The sequence below is a fragment of the Vibrio sp. zbq_1 genome, from assembly GCF_043102935.1.
In the GTDB taxonomy this organism is placed as follows: domain Bacteria; phylum Pseudomonadota; class Gammaproteobacteria; order Enterobacterales; family Vibrionaceae; genus Vibrio; species Vibrio parahaemolyticus.
Genome location: NZ_JBICJH010000041.1, coordinates 395,218 through 415,033 on the forward strand (window position 1 = coordinate 395,218; position 19,816 = coordinate 415,033).

Annotated in this window: 17 protein-coding genes and 1 tRNA gene; 11 read left to right on the plus strand and 7 right to left on the minus strand. The window is 43.2% G+C overall.

What is annotated here, in order from left to right:
• Window positions 1-24: 24 nt before the first annotated feature.
• Window positions 25-1,143: a ribonuclease D gene (gene rnd, locus ACF8CV_RS19675; protein ID WP_021447616.1), complete on the plus strand. Its 1,119-nt coding sequence runs from the start codon at window positions 25-27 to the stop codon at window positions 1,141-1,143.
• A gap of 87 nt (window positions 1,144-1,230) precedes the next feature.
• On the opposite strand, the gene minE is transcribed toward rnd, so the two are convergent.
• The 3 genes from minE to minC are packed head-to-tail and all read right to left on the minus strand — an operon-like array spanning window position 1,231 to window position 2,989.
• The gene (gene minE / locus ACF8CV_RS19680) at window positions 1,231-1,494 is read right to left on the minus strand and encodes a cell division topological specificity factor MinE (protein WP_005458079.1); all 264 of its coding nucleotides are present in this window, start codon (window positions 1,492-1,494) and stop codon (window positions 1,231-1,233) included.
• Between the two features lie 2 nt (window positions 1,495-1,496).
• On the minus strand, window positions 1,497-2,309 hold the full coding sequence (minD, locus tag ACF8CV_RS19685; protein ID WP_005458081.1) for a septum site-determining protein MinD: 813 nt from the start codon (window positions 2,307-2,309) through the stop codon (window positions 1,497-1,499).
• 17 nt (window positions 2,310-2,326) lie between these two features.
• Window positions 2,327-2,989, minus strand: a complete 663-nt coding sequence (gene minC / locus ACF8CV_RS19690) for a septum site-determining protein MinC (RefSeq protein WP_011105734.1) — start codon at window positions 2,987-2,989, stop codon at window positions 2,327-2,329.
• Window positions 2,990-3,186: 197 nt separating this feature from the next.
• Here minC and ACF8CV_RS19695 point away from each other — a divergent pair, with 197 nt between their 5' ends.
• The 4 genes from ACF8CV_RS19695 to ACF8CV_RS19710 all read left to right on the plus strand — a co-directional run bounded on the left by ACF8CV_RS19695 (window position 3,187) and on the right by ACF8CV_RS19710 (window position 7,011).
• Window positions 3,187-3,471, plus strand: coding sequence for a YcgL domain-containing protein (locus ACF8CV_RS19695; RefSeq protein ID WP_005460544.1), 285 nt, complete (start codon window positions 3,187-3,189; stop codon window positions 3,469-3,471).
• A 44-nt stretch (window positions 3,472-3,515) separates the two neighbouring features.
• A complete protein-coding gene (locus ACF8CV_RS19700; protein WP_005479026.1) occupies window positions 3,516-4,487 on the plus strand; it encodes a lytic transglycosylase domain-containing protein in 972 nt (323 codons plus the stop codon).
• A 74-nt stretch (window positions 4,488-4,561) separates the two neighbouring features.
• Window positions 4,562-5,506: a LysR family transcriptional regulator gene (locus tag ACF8CV_RS19705; RefSeq protein WP_005460577.1), complete on the plus strand. Its 945-nt coding sequence runs from the start codon at window positions 4,562-4,564 to the stop codon at window positions 5,504-5,506.
• A 305-nt stretch (window positions 5,507-5,811) separates the two neighbouring features.
• A complete protein-coding gene (locus ACF8CV_RS19710; protein ID WP_005479028.1) occupies window positions 5,812-7,011 on the plus strand; it encodes a NupC/NupG family nucleoside CNT transporter in 1,200 nt (399 codons plus the stop codon).
• A 68-nt stretch (window positions 7,012-7,079) separates the two neighbouring features.
• Here ACF8CV_RS19710 and folD read toward each other — a convergent pair whose 3' ends face one another.
• Window positions 7,080-7,940 carry a bifunctional methylenetetrahydrofolate dehydrogenase/methenyltetrahydrofolate cyclohydrolase FolD gene (gene folD / locus ACF8CV_RS19715; protein WP_005460545.1) on the minus strand — a complete coding sequence of 287 codons (861 nt, stop codon included), beginning with the start codon at window positions 7,938-7,940 and terminating at the stop codon, window positions 7,080-7,082.
• A gap of 203 nt (window positions 7,941-8,143) precedes the next feature.
• Between folD and ACF8CV_RS19720 the strand changes: the two genes are divergently transcribed.
• The 5 genes from ACF8CV_RS19720 (at window position 8,144) to ACF8CV_RS19740 (ending at window position 17,297) form a co-directional block, all read left to right on the plus strand.
• A tRNA-Arg gene (locus ACF8CV_RS19720) sits at window positions 8,144-8,220 on the plus strand.
• 605 nt (window positions 8,221-8,825) lie between these two features.
• Window positions 8,826-10,865 carry a class I SAM-dependent DNA methyltransferase gene (locus ACF8CV_RS19725; protein WP_273992116.1) on the plus strand — a complete coding sequence of 680 codons (2,040 nt, stop codon included), beginning with the start codon at window positions 8,826-8,828 and terminating at the stop codon, window positions 10,863-10,865.
• The gene (locus tag ACF8CV_RS19730) at window positions 10,865-12,238 is read left to right on the plus strand and encodes a restriction endonuclease subunit S (RefSeq protein WP_274020876.1); all 1,374 of its coding nucleotides are present in this window, start codon (window positions 10,865-10,867) and stop codon (window positions 12,236-12,238) included. Before ACF8CV_RS19725 ends, ACF8CV_RS19730 begins: the two co-directional genes overlap by 1 nt.
• On the plus strand, window positions 12,235-14,082 hold the full coding sequence (locus tag ACF8CV_RS19735) for a DUF262 domain-containing protein (protein ID WP_273992119.1): 1,848 nt from the start codon (window positions 12,235-12,237) through the stop codon (window positions 14,080-14,082). The genes ACF8CV_RS19730 and ACF8CV_RS19735 overlap by 4 nt, the downstream gene beginning before the upstream one ends.
• Window positions 14,082-17,297, plus strand: coding sequence for a type I restriction endonuclease subunit R (locus tag ACF8CV_RS19740; protein ID WP_273992120.1), 3,216 nt, complete (start codon window positions 14,082-14,084; stop codon window positions 17,295-17,297). The genes ACF8CV_RS19735 and ACF8CV_RS19740 overlap by 1 nt, the downstream gene beginning before the upstream one ends.
• Window positions 17,298-17,526: 229 nt before the next feature.
• On the opposite strand, the gene ACF8CV_RS19745 is transcribed toward ACF8CV_RS19740, so the two are convergent.
• Window positions 17,527-17,763, minus strand: a complete 237-nt coding sequence (locus tag ACF8CV_RS19745; protein ID WP_031777668.1) for a helix-turn-helix domain-containing protein — start codon at window positions 17,761-17,763, stop codon at window positions 17,527-17,529.
• Window positions 17,764-17,899: 136 nt separating this feature from the next.
• On the opposite strand from ACF8CV_RS19745, the gene ACF8CV_RS19750 reads away from it, so the two are divergent.
• Entirely contained in the window at window positions 17,900-18,415 is a 516-nt protein-coding gene (locus tag ACF8CV_RS19750) for a DNA repair protein (protein WP_273992121.1), read from the plus strand.
• 135 nt (window positions 18,416-18,550) lie between these two features.
• On the opposite strand, the gene ACF8CV_RS19755 is transcribed toward ACF8CV_RS19750, so the two are convergent.
• Both ACF8CV_RS19755 and ACF8CV_RS19760 read right to left on the minus strand, forming a co-directional pair.
• A complete protein-coding gene (locus tag ACF8CV_RS19755) occupies window positions 18,551-19,348 on the minus strand; it encodes a DNA repair protein (protein ID WP_273992122.1) in 798 nt (265 codons plus the stop codon).
• A gap of 13 nt (window positions 19,349-19,361) precedes the next feature.
• Window positions 19,362-19,568, minus strand: a complete 207-nt coding sequence (locus tag ACF8CV_RS19760; RefSeq protein WP_332215190.1) for a helix-turn-helix domain-containing protein — start codon at window positions 19,566-19,568, stop codon at window positions 19,362-19,364.
• Window positions 19,569-19,816 lie beyond the last annotated feature (248 nt).

A 19,816-nucleotide genomic window follows, 5' to 3' on the forward strand; every position in this document is an offset into this window, starting at 1 on the left:
GGCATTTTTTATAGCGAGAAGCATGTGAATTATCAGATTATTACTAAAAACAAAGACCTAGAACAAGTTTGTGCTCAGGCAAGAGACGCAGATGTCGTAATGCTGGATACCGAGTTCGTACGTATCAGGACTTTTTATCCGCAACTAGGTTTGATTCAGCTTTTCGACGGCAAGCACTTGTCCCTTATCGATCCGACAGAATTAACGGACATGACATCTTTCATCGAACTATTGAAAGATGCATCGGTACTTAAAGTGCTTCATGCCTGTGGCGAAGATTTAGAAGTATTCCAAAATGCATTTGGTTGTACGCCATTTCCAATGGTCGATACACAGTTAATGGCGGCGTTTCTTGGCCACGGGCTGTCAACAGGTTTCGCAACGCTGGTGGAAGAATACTTAGGTGTTGCGTTGGACAAGAGTGAATCTCGCACCGACTGGATGGCTCGCCCTCTCACGCAAAAGCAACTCGATTATGCAGCGGCAGACGTTCACTACTTGTTGCCACTTTACGAAAAATTGCTCGATAAAGTCACTGAAGCTGGTTGGTGGGAAGCGGTGCAGCAAGAGAGCGACTTATTGGTTTCCAAACGCATTCGCGAAACCAACGAAGAAAATGCGTACCTTGATATTAAAGGAGCGTGGCAACTTAAACCGTCAGAGTTAGCTGTGTTAAAGCCGCTAGCAACTTGGCGTTATCGTGAAGCAATCAAGCGCGACTTAGCACTAAACTTCATTTTCAAAGAGGGTGATTTGCTAACGGTTGCTCGTTTAGGTTTAACAAGCTTTAAAAAGATGGAAGCGGAAGGGATGGATAGCCGCGCGGTCAATCGTCACGGTACTAAAATTGCGGCCATCGTGAAAAAGGCTAAGCAAACGCCACCAGAAGAATACCCAGCTAAAATTGATCGCCTGATGGATTACCCTGGCTATAAGCAGGTTTTCAAAAACATGAAAGATGTCGTGAAAAGTGCTGCGCAAAAATCAGGGTTAGCGACCGAGTTTTTAGCATCGAAAAAGCAGATTAACCAGCTCATCAGTTGGGTGTGGAAGAAGGATCGTGATCCTGCTCGCTTGCCTGATGTTATGCAAGGTTGGCGTCTAGAGTTATTGGGCGAAAAAATGAATAAGGCGTTGAAATAAGCGTAAACTAAAAAGGTTGACCAAATGGTCAACCTTTTTTCGACACGTACATTGTTGTGCGCTGCATATTGCGTTGAGAATAAAGCCTTACTTCTCGTCGTCAGGCAGTTTCACGTTGAGCTCAAGTACAGAAATGTCGTCATCCTTATGCTCAAAGGTTAAATCAACCATGTTCGGGTCAATGTCTACGTATTTACTGATCACCTTCAGAATGTCTTCTTTAAGCTGAGGTAAGTACGAAGGCGCAGGGTCATTTTGGCTGCGGCGTTCAGCCACGATGATTTGTAAGCGCTCTTTCGCCAGACTTGCAGACGTTTTTTTCTGCGGGCGGAAAAATTCTAATAATGACATGTCTAGCCTCCGAACAGTCGTTTAAAGAGTCCTTTCTTCTCCTCAGTAAGGAAACGAAATTCAACTTGATTGCCTAGTAAGCGATCAACAGTGTCAGAGTACGCCATGCCCGCATCGGTGTTTTCGTCGAATGTGACCGGCACACCTTTGTTTGATGCGTTAAGTACCGCTTGGCTTTCAGGAATCACGCCCAATAGTGGGATGTGTAGGATTTCTTCTACGTCTTCCACACTCAGCATTTCACCTTGGTTTACACGCGTAGGGTTGTAACGTGTCAGTAGAAGGTGTTGCTTCACTGGCTCTAGCCCTTGTTCAGCGCGTAGAGACTTAGAATCTAGGATGCCTAGAATGCGGTCTGAGTCGCGTACTGAAGATACTTCAGGGTTAGTCGTTACAATCGCTTCATCTGCGTAGTACAACGCCATGAGCGCGCCTTGCTCGATACCCGCTGGTGAGTCACAGATGATGAAATCAAAGCCCATTTCATCTAGCTCAGTGAAAACTCGTTGCACGCCGTCTTTCGTTAGCGCATCTTTGTCACGAGTTTGGGATGCTGGAAGAATGAAAAGATTGTCTGTGCGCTTATCTTTGATTAGCGCTTGGTTTAATGTCGCTTCGCCGTTAATGACGTTCACAAAGTCATAAACTACACGGCGCTCACAACCCATGATTAGGTCGAGGTTACGCAAGCCGATATCGAAATCGATCACCGCGGTCTTATTCCCTTTCAGAGCAAGACCAGAGGCGATGGCTGCGCTTGAAGTGGTTTTACCAACGCCACCTTTACCAGACGTTACTACAATAATGCGTGCCATTTTTTTTCCTTTTTAGACTAAATCGCGAGTACTTCTAAATGTAATGATTCTTCGGCTTTACTGATCATCACTTTCTTTTGCCAGTACTCACTCTCAATTTGATCGCTTAACCAGTAATCGCCCGCAATGGAGACCAGTTCAGCTTGTAAATCGTGGCAAATAATACGCGCTTCCTGCTGACCACTTGCGCCTGCAATAGCACGGCCGCGCAAGGTGCCATGAATATGAATAGAGCCATCTGCAATCACTTCTGCGCCAGCGCTTACGTGCGCTAGTACGACTAAATCACCGTCTTTTGCGTAAATTTGCTGACCAGAACGAACAGGCGTACGCACAACTTTAGTCGGCGCCATTTTCGCTGGAGCTTGGCTAGGTGATTTACTTGCAGACATGATGGCGAAGCCAGCTTCTGAGGCAAGGTTTTGTACACGTTTGTCTTTACTGCCCGTTATACCGACTGGAATAAACCCAGCATCTGCGATGCCTTGTTTAAGCGCAGGGAAATCAATGTCGCCTTGTACTTTTGCTATATTGATTACCAAAGGCGCGGATGCGAAGAAAGAAGGTGCTTGAGAAACTTTTTCTTGCAAAAATTCGACAGTATTTGCGATCTCATTGTCAGAAAGGTGTAAAACTGACAAAGTAAAACTGCTACCTTTAAGGTCTGGTGAATGGGTCATCGTGGACTTCTTGCCTCTGTTGAAAGAGCGTTGCCTTAAACTAGGTCTGTCATGTTATATTTCATCCTTTGACGCAGCAAGTTCTCTAGCAGGCAAATAGGCGAATTAATCTCAAATTTGCAATTAAGTTTGCGAGAATTTTACGTTTTCAACTCAATCCGCATTCAAAGCGGGTAAATCAGCATAAAAGGCGTGTCATGCTTTGTTCTATTTATAAAAGCTCGAAAAAAGAAGGTACTTATCTCTATATCCCGAAAAAGGATGATTTTTCACAGGTTCCTGACACCTTAATGCAGATGTTCGGTAAGCCTATTCCTGTCATGACGATTAAACTGGATGGTCGTAAATTGGCACAAGTAGATATCGAAAAAGTGAAGGCTTCATTACAAAATGATGGCTTCTTTCTGCAGGTTCCTCCACCGCCGGAAAACCTATTAGAAAAGTACAAAGAACAAAAAGCTCAGCAAAAGAACGAACAGTAACTCGGCTTCTTTCTGAGACTTCTGCCTTGCTCAAGGAGGGCAATATGAAAAAAATACTGGCTACAATGCTTAGCGTTGGCGTATGTACCTCAGCCTTTGCAAGTAGCGAGGGTTTTGAAGAATACTTAGATAAATTGCGTGCAGAAGCGCGTAACCAAGGTATCTCAGAGCAGGTAATCAGTGCCGCTTTCGCAAATGTTGAATACAAGCCGAGAGCAGTAACAGCAGATCGCAACCAACCAGAGAAAAAACTGACGTTGGATGAATACATTCCTCGTGCAGTCCCTGAGTGGAAAGTAAAGCAAGCCAAAGCACTATACAAAGAGCACTATGCGGAGCTTAAGCGCATAGGCGATCAATACGGCGTGCAACCTCGCTTTATTGTTGCGCTCTGGGGTGTAGAAAGTAACTTTGGCAAGTTTACAGGTAACTTCCGCGTAATTGATGCGTTGTCGACGATGGCATTTGAAGGTCGTCGTGAAGAATTTTTCCGCAAAGAGACCATGGCGGCGCTGCAAATCCTTGATCAAGGCCATATCGAGCTAGATAATTTTAAAGGTTCTTGGGCTGGTGCGATGGGACAGTGTCAATTTATGCCAAGCTCTTTCCTACGTTTTGCCGCCGATGGTAACGGAGACGGAAAAAAAGACATCTGGCAATCAGAAGCGGATGTGTTTGCATCTACCGCTAACTACTTGAGCGAGTCTGGCTGGGACGATAAGTTTACTTGGGGGCGCCAAGTGAAGGTGCCGAAAGGGATTGATCGTAGTCTAGAAGGACGCGGGGCAGAAAAAGGCAAATATCTTCAGGAGTGGAGTAAACTTGGCATCACGAAGTACGATGGCAGTCCATTACCTAAACTGAATGAAGATATCCAAGCATGGCTTATCATGCCTGACGATGAAAACGGTCGTACTTATCTGGTTTACAATAACTATAACGTACTGATGAAGTGGAACCGCTCTTACTACTTCGCGCTTGCCGTCAGCCATCTTGCTGATCGCATTTCATTCTAGTTCGTTAGTAAATACTGTTTTATAGGGGCTCTTCGGAGCCCTTTGTTTTTTCCACATTCTTATCGAGGTACTGCGTGTTATCTGAACGTGCTGCGCAAATGGTGATCTTTTCTGCATTGATCAAACATAAAAACTTTACTGCGGCGGCGAAAAGCCTTGGAGTGTCAGTATCTCACGTCAGCAAACAGCTTAGTCAGTTAGAGGAATCTCTTGGCATCAAGCTTGTTCAACGCACCACGCGTAGTTTTACGCCTACCGAAGCGGGAAAAACGTTTTATCATCATTGTGAACAAGTGGTGCAGGCGGTGAGTAGTGCGACGTTAGAAATGGAAAGCCAAAGGGATGAAGTGGCTGGGCTGGTTCGTCTCGGGTTATCTCAATCATTTGGAACGCTGCACATCATTCCTGCGATTCAAGAGCTGCGTGAGTTGTATCCACAGCTTCAAGTGGAAGTGCATTTGTTTGACTACAAGGTCGATATGCTGGCGGAAGGGCTCGATCTGTGGGTAACAAACAATGAGCACCTACCAGAGGGCTACATTGCGCAGCGTTTGACAGACTGCCAGTTTGTGGTGGCAGCATCGCCAGATTATTTGCTTAAGTATGATACTCCGACTGAGCCGAACGACTTGTCTTTGCACAACTGCTTGATCTATCGCAGTTGGGAGCGTGATTACACAGGATGGGCATTTACCAAGGGACAACAAGAACTAAACGTAAAAGTCTCCGGCAACTACTCTGTCGATTTAGCAGAAGCCGTACGTGACGCCGCGATTGCTGGATGGGGGATTGCGTATCTCGCTACGTATTTGCTTGGTGATGAGTTCAGAACGGGTAAGTTGATTCAACTATTGCCTGACTGGAAAGCGAGCCAGTCGATGCCATTTTATGCGGTGTACCCGAGTCGTCAGCACATGCCGAAAAAAATATCAGCCGTTATCAACTTTATTAAACAGAAAATTGGCAACCCGTGTCACTGGGATCAGCGCCTCGCACCTTACATCTCTATTCCCAAGTAGATTCGTTAATAACATTCAAGAGGTGTTTGTAGTCGATTTTCTCTAAGCAAAACATTTTTCGACTATTCAGTGGTTGTATAAGGTGATTTGTCTCACAAAATTTTTCCAAATCTAGAAACATCTTTTCCATATGGAAATAATAAAAACAAGCAAACGTTTATCTATAGCAAATTCAATTAGTTATTTGTGTGGTTGATTATTGTTCGCTTGAACTTTTCACACTGTTAACATCCTCAACTTGCGCCATTTTGAGTCCGCTATACAATCCGGTGCCTTCCATATCCCCCTTCTGTCGGATTCATTTTATGAACTCAATTATTGGTATCGTAGCCATACTATTCGTAGCATGGCTACTTTCTACAAATAGAAAAAATATAAAGCTGAGAACAGTGGCGTTTGCGTTTGCTTTACAGGTGCTGTTTGCATTGTTGGTTTTATATGTACCAGCAGGACGAGATGCGCTGAATTCAGTAAGCAGCGTCGTGTCGAATTTGATCAACTACGGTCAAGAAGGCATCGCGTTTTTATTCGGTAATTTGGCGACAGGGGGCTTCACCTTTGCGATCAACGTACTGGGTATCATCGTTTTCTTCTCCTCTCTTATCTCCGGTCTTTATCACATTGGTGTGATGCCAAAAGTCATCAACTTCATTGGTGGCGGTATTCAAAAGCTTCTTGGCATTGGTCGTGCTGAGTCTTTGTCTGCAACGGCAAACATTTTTGTCGGCACTATCGAAGCGCCACTTATGGTGAAACCCTACCTAAAACACATGACTGATTCGCAGTTCTTTGCGGTAATGACAGGTGGTTTGGCATCAGTAGCTGGTGGTACGTTGGTAGGTTATGCCTCGTTGGGTGTTGATCTTAACTACCTTATCGCTGCTGCCTTTATGTCTGCGCCCGCAGGCTTGTTGATGGCGAAAATTCTCATGCCAGAAGATGTGAACAAAGCACCAGATATCGACATTAGCCAAGTGGAAATTCCACGCGCAACTAACGTGGTTGAAGCGTTAGCCGATGGCGCAATGGCGGGTGTTCGTATCGCTGTGTCTGTAGGTGGTACGTTGTTAGCGTTCATCAGCGTAATCGCGTTGCTGAACGGGATGCTAGGTTGGGTTGGAGACCTTATTGGTACGCCACTAAGCTTTGAGCTTATCTTAGGCTACGTATTTGCACCTGTCGCATGGTTGTTAGGTGTGCCATGGGAAGAGGCGATTACGGCGGGCTCGCTTATCGGTAACAAGATTGTGGTGAACGAGTTTGTTGCTTTCATCCAACTAGCAGAAGTGAAATCTCAGCTAAGTGCTCACTCTCAAGCTATCGTGACTTTCGCACTGTGTGGTTTTGCAAACATCTCTAGTATGGCAATGCTGATCGGCGGATTGGGTTCTTTGGTACCAGAGAAGCGTGCATTTGTTTCTAAGCATGGTTTCCGCGCGATTATTGCCGGCGTTATGGCGAACTTAATGAGTGCTTCTATTGCGGGTGTGATTTTAAGTCTGTAATTGAAATAGATATCTAAAATTAGCAAAAAGGCTCCTTGCGGAGCCTTTTTCGTATCTCAAGATTGATGTTATTGTTCAGTATGGAACTGCTCGCAAGCCAACATTGTGTTCTCAATCAAGCTTGCTACGGTCATTGGGCCAACACCACCAGGAACCGGAGTAATGAAGCTCGCGCTTTCGCGTGCTTTGTCGTATTCCACATCGCCCACTAGCTTGCCTGAATCAAGACGGTTAATGCCTACATCGACAACCACTGCGCCTTTTTTAATCCACTCGCCAGGGATGAAGTTTGGCTTACCTACCGCGACCACAACAACGTCAGCTTGACGTACGTGGCTTTCTAGATCTTTGGTAAAACGGTGGCATGTCGTTGTTGTACAACCAGCAAGCAGCAGCTCAAGCGTCATTGGACGACCCACGATGTTTGATGCGCCAACCACAACCGCATGTTTACCACGAAGCTCGATGTTGTAACGGTCGAGTAGGGTAATGATGCCTTTAGGCGTACAAGAACGAAGCTTAGGAATACGCTGCGCAAGACGGCCAACGTTATATGGGTGGAAACCATCAACGTCTTTTTCTGGATGAATACGCTCTAGAACGTGTGTGGTATCAATACCAGCAGGAAGTGGTAACTGAACTAAAATGCCGTCAATTTCATTGTCGTTGTTCAACTCATCGATAAGAGCAAGCAGCTCCTCTTCAGATGTTGAAGCCGGAAGGTCAAACGACTTGGATACAAAGCCAACTTCTTCACACGCGCGGCGTTTGCTGCCCACGTAAACTTGAGATGCTGGGTCTTCACCAACCAGAACAACTGCTAGGCCAGGAGCGCGTAAACCTGCTGCGACGCGAGCTTTAACACGTGCTGCAACTTCGGATCGAACAGTTTGGGAAATGAGAGTTCCGTCTATATTTTGAGCAGTCATGACTTTCCTTATAAATTAAGAAGGCAAATTATCTGCGGCGCATTGTCGCAGAAATTCTAATTAACATCCATACGCAAACGTTTGCCTTGTGGTGTTTTTGAACATTAAGCGTTTTAATGGACTTTTTTTAGGCATTCAGATCAGAATGTTATGAAAACCCGTTGATTTACCCGTTTGAACTCGTATAATCCTGTCCCTGTAGCGCGCCCTTAGCTCAGCTGGATAGAGCACGTCCCTTCTAAGGATGTGGTCATTGGTTCGAATCCAATAGGGCGTGCCATTTATTTCGGGGCGTAGCAGGTTAGTACTTGCTACGCCCTTTTTCATTTCTGCTACTTTTAGTCAAGTAACTAGTCAAGTAAGCGTGAAGCTTAATGTAACCCAAAGAAACCCAATGGTTTTTAAACGTAGTTATCCTTGCGTTATTATCAGTGGTCGAAATTACACAGATTCCCTGCATGTTGTTGTCCGAGTATTTGTTTGTCAATAAAACAGCATAGCTCAGCAGTATCTCCGAACTAATCTACTAGCGATTCGTTGTCCAAACCTCTATCTCCTCTTACTTAAAGCCAACCTTTTTCTTTATGAAAAGAAAATCAATCGTCGAAGATGATCTTTACATTACTGGTAGAAGTTTATCGATATCGTAGAAACCTCATTGTAAGGCTTATAATCATAAACCTCAGGCAGTTATCTGGGGGCATAAGCAAAAATGAAGTTCAGAGTAGCGAAGCAATCTTAATAGATAGGCTACACTGCATGCAGTGTAGCTTTGGCTAGGAAAGCGTGGGATTGTATCTACTTAAACCTCAATTAAATCACAGACTAACTAAGGCTCTTTCGATATAATCAGCGCAATTTTTCATATTCAATGTGCTGATTATAATGACTAACAACAATTTCTCTTCAACAGCAGCGTTCTTATGGTCGGTGGCTGACCTTCTTCGTGGTGATTTCAAGCAATCTCAATACGGACGTATCATTCTCCCTTTCACTCTATTAAGACGCTTAGAGTGTGTGCTTGAAGCGACAAAACCAGATGTTCTCGCAAAATACGAAGCTGTAAAAGCAATGCCAATCGAGGCACAAGATAAGCTACTGACGCACGCAGCGCAGTTAAGCTTTTACAACACTTCAAAAATGGATTTAAACCGCCTTGGTGAAACAGGTGTGGCGAGCAACCTAGAAAGCTACATTCAATCATTCAGCCCGAATGCTCGTGAGATTTTTGAACACTTCGATTTCTTCAACACTATCGACAAACTAGAAGAAGCGGATCTGCTCTACAAAGTAGCGAAACGCTTTGCAACTACAGATCTTCACCCTAATACCATTAGCAACTACGGTATGGGCTTGGTGTTTGAAGAGCTAATCAGACGCTTTGCAGAAAGCTCTAATGAAACGGCTGGTGAGCACTTCACCCCAAGAGACATTGTGGAACTAACGACCTCGTTACTCTTCGCAAATGAAGAAGAGCTAACCAGTTCTGGCTTAGTGCGTTCAATTTATGACCCTACCGCTGGGACAGGCGGATTTTTATCGTCAGGTATGGAATACGTTCATAACCTTAACGACAAAGCCTCTCTTTCTGCTTTTGGTCAGGAACTAAATCCAGAGTCATACGCAATCTGTAAAGCAGATATGCTTATCAAAGGGCAAAAGGTCGATAACATTAAACTGGGTAATACCTTGTCTAATGACCAACTTCGCACCGAGAAGTTTGACTATATGCTGTCAAACCCTCCGTTTGGTGTGGATTGGAAGAAGATCCAAAAGTTCATCAATGATGAGCACAATGAAAAAGGCTTTGAAGGTCGCTTTGGTGCAGGTCTTCCACGAGTTTCTGACGGTTCGCTACTGTTCTTGATGCACCTAGTCAGCAAAATGCGCCCTGTAAGTGAAGGTGGTTCACGAATCGGTATTATCTTAAATGGTTCACCACTCTTTACTGGCGGTGCTGGTAGTGGTGAAAGCGAAATTAGACGCTACATTCTGGAAAATGACCTACTTGAAGCAATTGTAGCTCTGCCTACCGATATGTTCTACAACACAGGCATTGCCACTTATGTGTGGATTTTATCTTCTCACAAGCCAGATAACCGCAAAGGCAAAGTACAACTTATTAACGCCTCAAAAGAGCGTGCTAAAACAGGTGGTCGTGGCCGCACTGGTGGTAGTGAAATTGAAAGCAATAATGAACACGTATTCTATGCAGCAATGCGTAAATCGCTAGGTAGCAAGCGTAAAGAACTCACCCCTGAAGCGATTGAGACTATAGTTCAAACTTACGGTCAGTTTGCCGAGAACGAGTTTAGTAAAATCTTTGATCATAAAGAGTTTGGCTACCGCAGAATTACCGTTGAACGCCCTCTTAAATTGGCTATTTACCCGAAAGACGAGCACCGCCTTGAAGCTCTACAAGCCGATAATGCTTGGGCAAAAATGGATGAAACTACACAACAAGCCATTCTTGACGCACTCGCTTCCTTTGATCAAGAGAAATACCTGTCTCGTGATAAATTCCTCACACAGCTAAAAGCGAAACTTACAGAAGTCAGATTGAGCGCAGCACAGCTAAAACTTATCGTGAAACATCTTGGTGAGCACAATGACGAAGCCGAAGTGTGCAAAGCAAGAGGTAAAGTTGAAGCCAACCCTGATCTGCGTGATAACGAAAACGTACCATTGACTGAGACTGTTGAAGATTACTTTACCCGTGAAGTTCTACCACACGTCCCTGATGCGTGGATTGATGAAAGTAAGACCGATCCTAAAGATGGTGAAGTGGGTATTGTCGGTTATGAGATCCCATTCAACCGCCATTTCTACGTCTATGAACCACCAAGAGCACTAGAAGCGATTGATGCTGACTTGGATACGGTGTCGGCTGAGATTATGCAACTTCTTCAAGAGGTGCATTCATAATGACAGGTCGTTATAAAGCATATCCTGAGTATAAAGAGTCTGGAGTAGAGTGGTTAGGTAAAGTTCCCCAAGATTGGTCTATTCACTCATTAAAGCGTACCGTTGATAGAGTAACAAATGGTATCTGGGGTAGTGAACCAGATAGCGAAAATGATCTTATTGTTTTGAGAGTTGCCGATTTCAACCGAAACCAATTAAACATCAGTGATGATAAATTAACATTTAGGTCAATTGATCCTAAAGATAGATCTGCTCGCTTACTGAAAAAGGGAGATCTGCTTATTGAAAAGAGTGGTGGTGGTGATAAAACGTTAGTCGGTTGCGTTGTTCTTTTTGACAAAGAGTATCCAGCCGTGACCTCTAATTTTGTTGCTAAAATGACACCTCAACAAGGCTTTGATAGTTCTTTTCTGCGTTATGCATTTTCAAAACTCTATGCTGGTAAGGTTAACTTCCCATCAATCAAACAAACAACTGGGATACAAAACTTAGACTCAGACGCTTATCTACTCGAAAGTTTCGCTTTTCCTTCATTTGAAGAACAACAAAAAATCGCCAACTTTCTCGATCACGAAACAGCCAAGATCGACACCTTAATCACCAAGCAAGAAAAACTGATTGAGCTGTTAAAAGAAAAACGTCAAGCGGTGATTTCTCACGCTGTGACCAAAGGTTTAAACCCAGACGCACCAATGAAAGATTCGGGTGTGGAATGGTTGGGTGATGTACCTGAGCATTGGGTTGTTGCTCAACTTAAAATTAATACAGTCTTAATGCAAACAGGGCCTTTTGGAAGCCAATTACACGCAGAAGACTATGTTGAAGGTGGTATTCCTCTCATAAATCCAGCTCATATGATTGATGGCAAAATAATTCCCGATATGAAGGTTACGGTTGATATCGAAACCCAAGAAAGACTGTGTAGACACAAGCTATCGAAAGGAGACATTATTTTTGCTAGAAGGGGGGAGTTGGGGCGTTGTGCTATCGTTCAGAGCAATCAAGTGGGTTGGTTGTGTGGAACGGGTAGTTTGAAAGCGACACTAAATGAACGTTTAATCCCAGAGTATGCTTACTTATTGATTACTTCTGAAGGTGTTACAGCAGAGTTATCCCTAGAATCTAAAGGCTCTACGATGGACAATCTGAATACTGAGACTCTAGGGAAGATTAGAACACCTGTGCCGCCTACCCAAGAACAATTAGCTATTTTGGATTATGTCAATGATGTTTCTGGCAAGTATAAGCGGCTTATTGAAAATGCTGTTCTAGCAATCAAATTAATGAAAGAACGCAAAACAGCCCTTATCTCAGCGGCAGTGACAGGAAAGATTGACGTACGTGATTGGGATGCACAAGGAGTTCAAGGATGAGCAATTTCCAAAATAAGATTGAAGCCAAAAACCGCTCTATTTTAGAAGTGCTTGATAACAAAAAGTACACCGTTGATTACTATCAACGTGAGTATAGCTGGGAGCAAACCCACATTGAGCAATTGGTTACAGACCTGTGCAATGCTTTTTTAGATAACTATGCTCCAGAACACCAACGTCAAGATGTTGCTGGTTACAACAGTTATTATTTAGGTCCATTTGTCCTGAGCGAAAGACCAGACAGACGTAGTATTATTGATGGTCAACAACGCCTAACCTCGCTAACGTTGTTCCTGATCTATCTTAACAATCAGCAAAAAGAACTAGGCTTGAACGAAGCCATATCAGGAATGATCTTCTCAGAGCAGTTTGGGCAAAAGTCATTCAACATTGACGTTCCAGAGCGAACTGCCTGCCTTGACGCTTTATTTAAGCAAGGTGAATACACACCGCCTGAAGATGCGGATGCTTCAACCATTAATATGGTAGCTCGCTATCAAAATATTTGTGATGCATTTCCAGTAGATCGTATTGATGAAAACGTCCTTCCACTGTTCATTGATTGGCTAAAATGGCTTGTTGTTTTGGTCGAAATTGTCGCCTACAGCGATGAAAATGCTTACACCATTTTTGAAACAATGAACGACAGAGGCTTGAACCTCACACCAACAGAGATGTTAAAAGGCTTCTTGTTATCGAAATACCGTGATGATAACAAGAGAAAGCAGTCCAACGACTTCTGGAAGCAGACGATTATTGACCTAAAAGTCTTCGATAAAGAAGAAGACCAACGTTTCATTCAAGCGTGGCTCAGAGCAAAATATGCCGAGTCAATCAGGCAGAGTAAAGCAGGCTCTCTAAACGAAGACTTTGAAAAAATCGGTACTCGTTTCCATAACTGGGTAAGAGATAACCTATCTCGAATGAACCTAGCTAAAGCTGGTGAGAATGAGTTTGATGCCTTTATTAATACTGAGTTTAGATACTATGTGAATGCGTATAAGCGCCTTCGTAATGCTGAAGAAACATTCACCCCTGAACTCGACTCGGTCCACTATATCTATCAGTGGGGTATCGCTAGCTCATTAAGCTATCCGCTGATGCTTGCTCCACTTAAAACAACAGACTCCGTTGATCTCGCCAATCAAAAGATGAACCTTGTTGCTAAGTACATTGATATCTTCTGTGTTCGTAGGTCAGTCAACTTCCGCAACTTCTCCGCAAGTTCAATTCGTTACACGATGTACAATCTCGTGAAAGAGATCCGTAACAAAGACTACAGCGAGCTAGTTGAGATCTTTGACAAAAAGCTCAGTGAGATGGATGAGCAGTGGAGCGGCTTTGAATGGTTCCGCTTGCACGGTCAAAACGGTCGATTTGTTAAGTATCTATTATCTCGCCTGTCTGGGTATATTGATGGTCTAGCTGGCGAAAATACTGATTTTGCAACTTATTATCACGCTACCAATGGCAAGCCTTATGAGATTGAACACTTGTGGGCGAACAACTTTGATAATCATCGTGATGAGTTTGAGCAACTAAACGACTTCAATGATGCTCGTAATAGTATTGGCGCATTAGTGTTGCTTCCACGAGGCACAAACCAGTCATACAGCGATAAGCCTTATACAGAAAAAGTGGAGCACTACATTAAAGAAAACCTTCTTGTAAAGTCTCTACATCCTTTGGCTTACGAGAATAACCCAAACTTCAATAAGCTCATCTCTAACAATGGCTTGGCTTTCCAAGCGCACGCTGAAATGAAGATGGCAGACGTTCAAACTAGACGAGATTTGTACCGCCAAATTGCAGAGCAAATCTGGTGTTTGGAGGAAGTAAATTAATGTCAGACGCAGCACAAGAAAAAATATTCCAAAACGACATCCTAGAGCAAATGCAGTCTCACGGTTGGCTGTTGGGCGAGTCGAACAAGTACAACAAAGAGTTGGCACTTTACCCTGAAGATGTGATCGCTTTTGCCAAAGCAACTCAGCCTGAGCAATGGGATAAGCTAGCACAGCACTTCCCAGCAACAGAGCGTAACCCAAATGCAACGGCTGATGCCCTACTCAAGTCATTGGAGCAAGAGCTTAAAAACGAAGGCACACTTTGGGTATTACGAAATAAACTCAATAATCGTGGGGCTAAGTTTGACCTTTGTAGCTTCAAACCTGATCACGACCTAAACCCAACGGCAACCGCACGTTATGAGCAAAACATTCTGCGTGTTGTACCTGAGCTAGTTTACTCACCAAATGGCTATGATGGGCGTTTAGATTTAACCCTTTTCGTCAACGGTATCCCTGTTGCGACTTGTGAGCTGAAATCTGAGTTTAAGCAGTCGATTGATAACGCTAAAGTCCAATATATGAAGGACAGGCAGCCAAAAGATCCAAAAACTCGTAAACCAGAGCCGTTATTGACCTTTAAACGTGGTGCATTGGTTCACTTTGCTGTGAGCCAATACAATGTCGCAATGACCACTCGTTTAGCTGGTAAAAAGACATTCTTCTTACCCTTTGACCAAGGTACGGCTGACGGTGGTAAAGGTAATGATGTGCCTAAAGACGGCAGCTATGCGACCTCTTACCTCTGGAATGAGATTTTCCAAAAAGATAATTTGCTACTGATCTTAAGCCGATACATTCACCTCGAAGTAAAAGATGAAGAGCAGTTAGACGGTTCAATCAAAGTCAAAGAGACAATGATTTTCCCTCGTTATCATCAATGGGCGGTTGTTTCTAAACTGCTTAAAACGGTGGATAGCGAAGGCACTGGTCATAAATACCTAATTCAACACAGTGCAGGTTCAGGTAAATCAAACTCGATTGCGTGGCTATCTCACCAATTGGCTTCTAAGCATTACTACACCGATCATCCTGAGCTAAACAAACAAGCTGGAGATAAGGTTTTCGATTCCGTCATTGTCATCACTGACCGAACGGTACTGGATAGCCAGTTGCAAGACACGATTTATCAGTTTGACCATAACGAAGGAATGATTGCTCGTGTTAACCGAGAAGAGGCACAAGGCTCTAAATCTAGCCAATTAGCAGGAGAGCTAAAAGCAAGTACCTCAATCATTATCGTGACAATTCAAACCTTCCCACACGTTTTAGAGGCGATCCGTAAAGACTCAACCCTCGCAGGCCGAAGCTATGCTGTAATTGCCGATGAAGCACACTCCAGCCAGACAGGAACAACTGCTCGCAAACTGCGTGAAGTGCTCATGGCGGAGCAACTGGACGGTGATGAAGAGCTGGACAGTGAAGACATGCTGCGTTTATCTCTGGAAGCTCGTAAAGGCTCAAACAAACTCAGCTACTTTGCTTTTACCGCTACACCCAAGGCGAAAACATTAGAGCTGTTTGGTCGCAGACCAAATACCGATGAGCCATCGAGCAATACCAATAAGCCGTTACCATTCCACGTTTATTCAATGCGCCAAGCAATTGAAGAAGGGTTTATTCTGGATGTTCTGCAAAACTACACCAGTTACCGTGTTGCTTACCAACTAGCCCACGAAAATCCAGATTTAGACCAAGAAGTGGATAGTAAAAAAGCCGCTTCAAAAATGGCGAAATGGGTTCGCTTACACCCGTACAACATTGCTCAAAAAGTGGAAACCATCATTGAGCACTTTAACGAGAAAGTGAAACATCTGCTGGGCGGTGAAGCAAAAGCAATGGTTGTTACCAGTAGCCGATTAGAAGCAGTGCGATACAAACTCGCTTTTGAAAAATACGTGCAGGACAAAGGTTACACCAACGTCAATGCCATGGTGGCCTTTTCAGGTGAAGTGAATGATCCTGATTTGCCTGACCATCCTTTCACAGAAACTAATATGAACCCTAATCTGCGTGGTCGTGATATGCGTAAAGCATTTGATACCACAGATTATCAGGTGATGTTGGTTGCGAATAAATTCCAGACTGGTTTCGACCAACCGAAATTAGTAGCGATGTATGTCGATAAGCCATTAAAAGGCGTTGAGTGTATACAGACACTTTCAAGGCTAAACCGTACCTACAAAGGCAAGGACAAAACCTTTGTGCTCGATTTTGTGAATGATCCTGAAGAAATTTTGGCAGAGTTTAAGGTTTACTTCCAAACCGCAGAACTGGCAGGTGTATCTGATCCAAACATCGTTTATGAGCTGATGAAGAAGTTGGATAAGGTAGGTATTTACCAGTGGCGAGAGGTTGATGCATTTGTTGAGGCGTATAACAACAAACAAGCGAGCCAAGCTAAACTTGCCAATGTGTGCAAACCTGCCGTTGATCGTTTCTCCGTTCGTTATAAAGAAGCGACACAAGTGCTTCAATCCGCACAAGCGGAACTGTCAAAAGCGAAAATTGAGCAGAACGACAAGAAAATCAAGTTTGCGGAAAACAGTGTCAAACACGCCAAAGAAGCACGAGATATTCTGGAAGTGTTCAAGAAAGATTTAATGTCTTTCTATCGCTTCTACGAGTTTACCTCTCAGATCGTCAATTTTGATGATTTTGAGCTAGAGAAGCTGAGTATCTTCGCCAAACATCTTTACCCACTGCTTCGCCTTGATGTGGTCGAGGATGAAATTGATTTATCCGATGTGGTAATGACGCACTACCGCTTACACGAGCAGCGTGAAGCAGATTTGCAACTAGGTAATAAAATAGGTGAAGAGCCTAAACCTTACCTACCAGCGGCAAAAGAAGGTTCTGGTGCTGCACCTAAAGATCCAAAAACTGAATTGCTGAACGAGATCATCGAGAGAATGAACGATTTGTTTATTGAAGATGGATTATCTGAAAATGATATGCTCAATTATGCTAATACCATTGCAGGTAAAATTTCAGAGAACGAAGTGGTCATGGATCAGCTTCGCAGCAACACCAAAGAACAAGCGATGCTAGGGCAGTTCCCCGAATCAATCAGTAATGCCGTTATTGAAAGTATGGATGTTCATAACGAGATGGCGATGAAACTTCTGTCTAACGAAGCGGTAGCTAAAGGCTTTGCGGGGCTGATGTTTGATGTGTTGATGAAGGGCCTTGGAAAATCAGCCTCAAACTAAACTACTCCATCAAACTAGTGAAAGATAATAACTGTTTTGATTTGATTGTTGGTGAAAGCTGTGCTTCAAGGGATTTCTTGTTTGAGTCTTATGGGGTTGATTGCGTATCGGTATCCCTTTTATCTGAGAACTCTGGGATGGTTCTCTTTAGCATTTAAGCCGTTAATTATCTGCGGATAGAAAATCCACACTGTATGCGCAGTGTGGTTATTCGTGAACGGCTTAATTCTTAAGCATCTTCTAGTAAGTCTTTTCTATCTTGTGGCAATAAATCACCAACGTTGCAATCGAGAACTCTCGCAAGTTGGTACAACTTTTCTACTGTAATCCTAACACCGTCTTTTTCAACTTTACTCACGTAGCTTCTACTAAAACCAGCTTTTAAGCTTGCTTCGGTACTTGATAAACCGCACATTTTTCTTCTTTCTGCAATGTTCTTTGAGATCTCTCTTGCTAAGTTATTCATTTTTTATTTCTTTTTTTTGTTTTTGCTTACTCAAGTTTACATCACTCCATATGTATACACTATCTGAAAACAGATTGACTGAATAAAGCAAGTATAATATATTATACGTAATCGAAAGAATGCTAGGTATGGCAAAATGCGAGTAGGGACATTGCAGTTGTTTAAAGTTGGTATACAAAGTCTTAAGTATTTGGGACATGAAGAATATTTTTGCTTGTATGATTATCAAGATATTCTCAAACCATTTTTGGATGAATACTATTGCACTGAAGACGAGGTAGAGCGATTTAGAAATCAATCGTATCGCATTCTCGAAATTTTAGAAGCAGAAGGCAAAGTCGTTCGCCTATGTGGTGCAAGAGTTAACAACCCCAGATATGTTGCGGTTGGAGGTGAAAAAGTTGTTGAAGAAGCTGATAGCGAAGAGTGTGAACACCATGAATTGACGCTTTTTATTGACGAACAAGAATATTCAGAAAAACTAAATTTCAAGATCATTGAGATTCGCAATCAGATTATGGCGCATACTGAACTCATGGAACGGTTTCCCGCACATAGCCAATATCTACGCGACGCAGTTGATAAGTTGGAGAGTGAAGCACGGATTATAGGGTATAAGAAAGAGATTTTAGATAAGATTATCGACGAGTAACTGTGCTTCCTAATTTGTGGTCCGTACTTTCGCACTGAACAGCATTCTGTGCAATAAATTTCGTGCTAGACAGGGTGTTCAGCACCTCCCTTATATCCATTCCCACGCGTGGGAATGGATCATCGTGATGTAGAGTTAGCTTTTAACTTGAGTGTTTTCATTGGTAATTTTTGAAAACTCGCCCCGTTCTTCTAAGCGACCCTCCAAGTTGGCTTTTTTGATAAGCGTTTCTTGTAAGAGAGCAGCAGTTCGCTCTAGTTCTTTTCTCATATTCTGATTTTCAGATTTAAGCTTCGCATTGTTGTCTTCCAACACAGCATTGTCGCGCTGAAAGGCAAATGAAGAGTCTGAACTAGCTTGTAAAGTTGAGGCTTTGTTTTCAAGTCTGCTCACTTCGGTTTTTAAGCGCTCATTGTCGATCTTTAGTTCACTAAGTTGCGCAGGTAGTTCTTTCAGCTCATCAAGTTTGTCTTGAAGCTCTTCGACCAACTCACTAGATTGTAATGCTTGTAGTCGTTTCTGTTCAGAACAGTGTTCTGCTATCTTTACTCGACTTTCTACAATACTAGCAATGTCACTCTCTACAGCTTGCCACAATGCCACTATGTCGAGTTTTAGTGCGGCTTCTAGTGGGCTGGAAAACCACTGAGGAACTTCTCGATTATATCGATTCGTATTAGGTTGAGCAGAAGCGAGTACTTGAAATGCTATTTGAGCTTTTACATACCTCCCACCAACCGCGGCTTGTAATTGGGCTGGGTTCTCAAAACATTTTCCTTCCGCTTTTGCAGCTTCGTAAGCGTCAAGCATTACGTCGAAGGTAATGCCTTTATCGGGATCTTTGTTCGCGTTATGCATCTCTTGAATAAATTGCTGCTTAAGCTTGGTACGTAAGTCTGTAATGTAAGTGCGTTCGTTAGTTTGTATGTTCATTCACTTACACCCCTTAGTACGGTAGCTCTGTTGTTTGTTCTTCGAGCCATCGTTCAATAGTCTCTCGTTTCCAGCCCACAATTTTCGGGCTGATTGCACGAGCAGCAGGAAGGCGACCTTCTTTTCTCCAGCGCCAGACTGTTACTTTGCTTATGTTCAAGTACGTAGCCAACTCACTAACTCTTATAAAATTACTATCTATCATTTTTATTCTTCTCATTTTTGTTTTTATGTTTCTGTTTGATGTAATCGTATGAAAACAAACGCAAGTGTTGTAGATTGAAACAAAGACACAATTAGGTTGACACTAATGGATGTAATGGCTGCAGCACTACTTGAAAAGCAATTAAATGAAAACCTGAAAAAACTTGAAGTACGATCTAGAAGTGAAAACAAAAAGCTTACTCAAAAGAAGAGTTCGAAAGGTATCTCAGTCGTGGATGCTTTTGATATTTCGTTAGAGCGAAC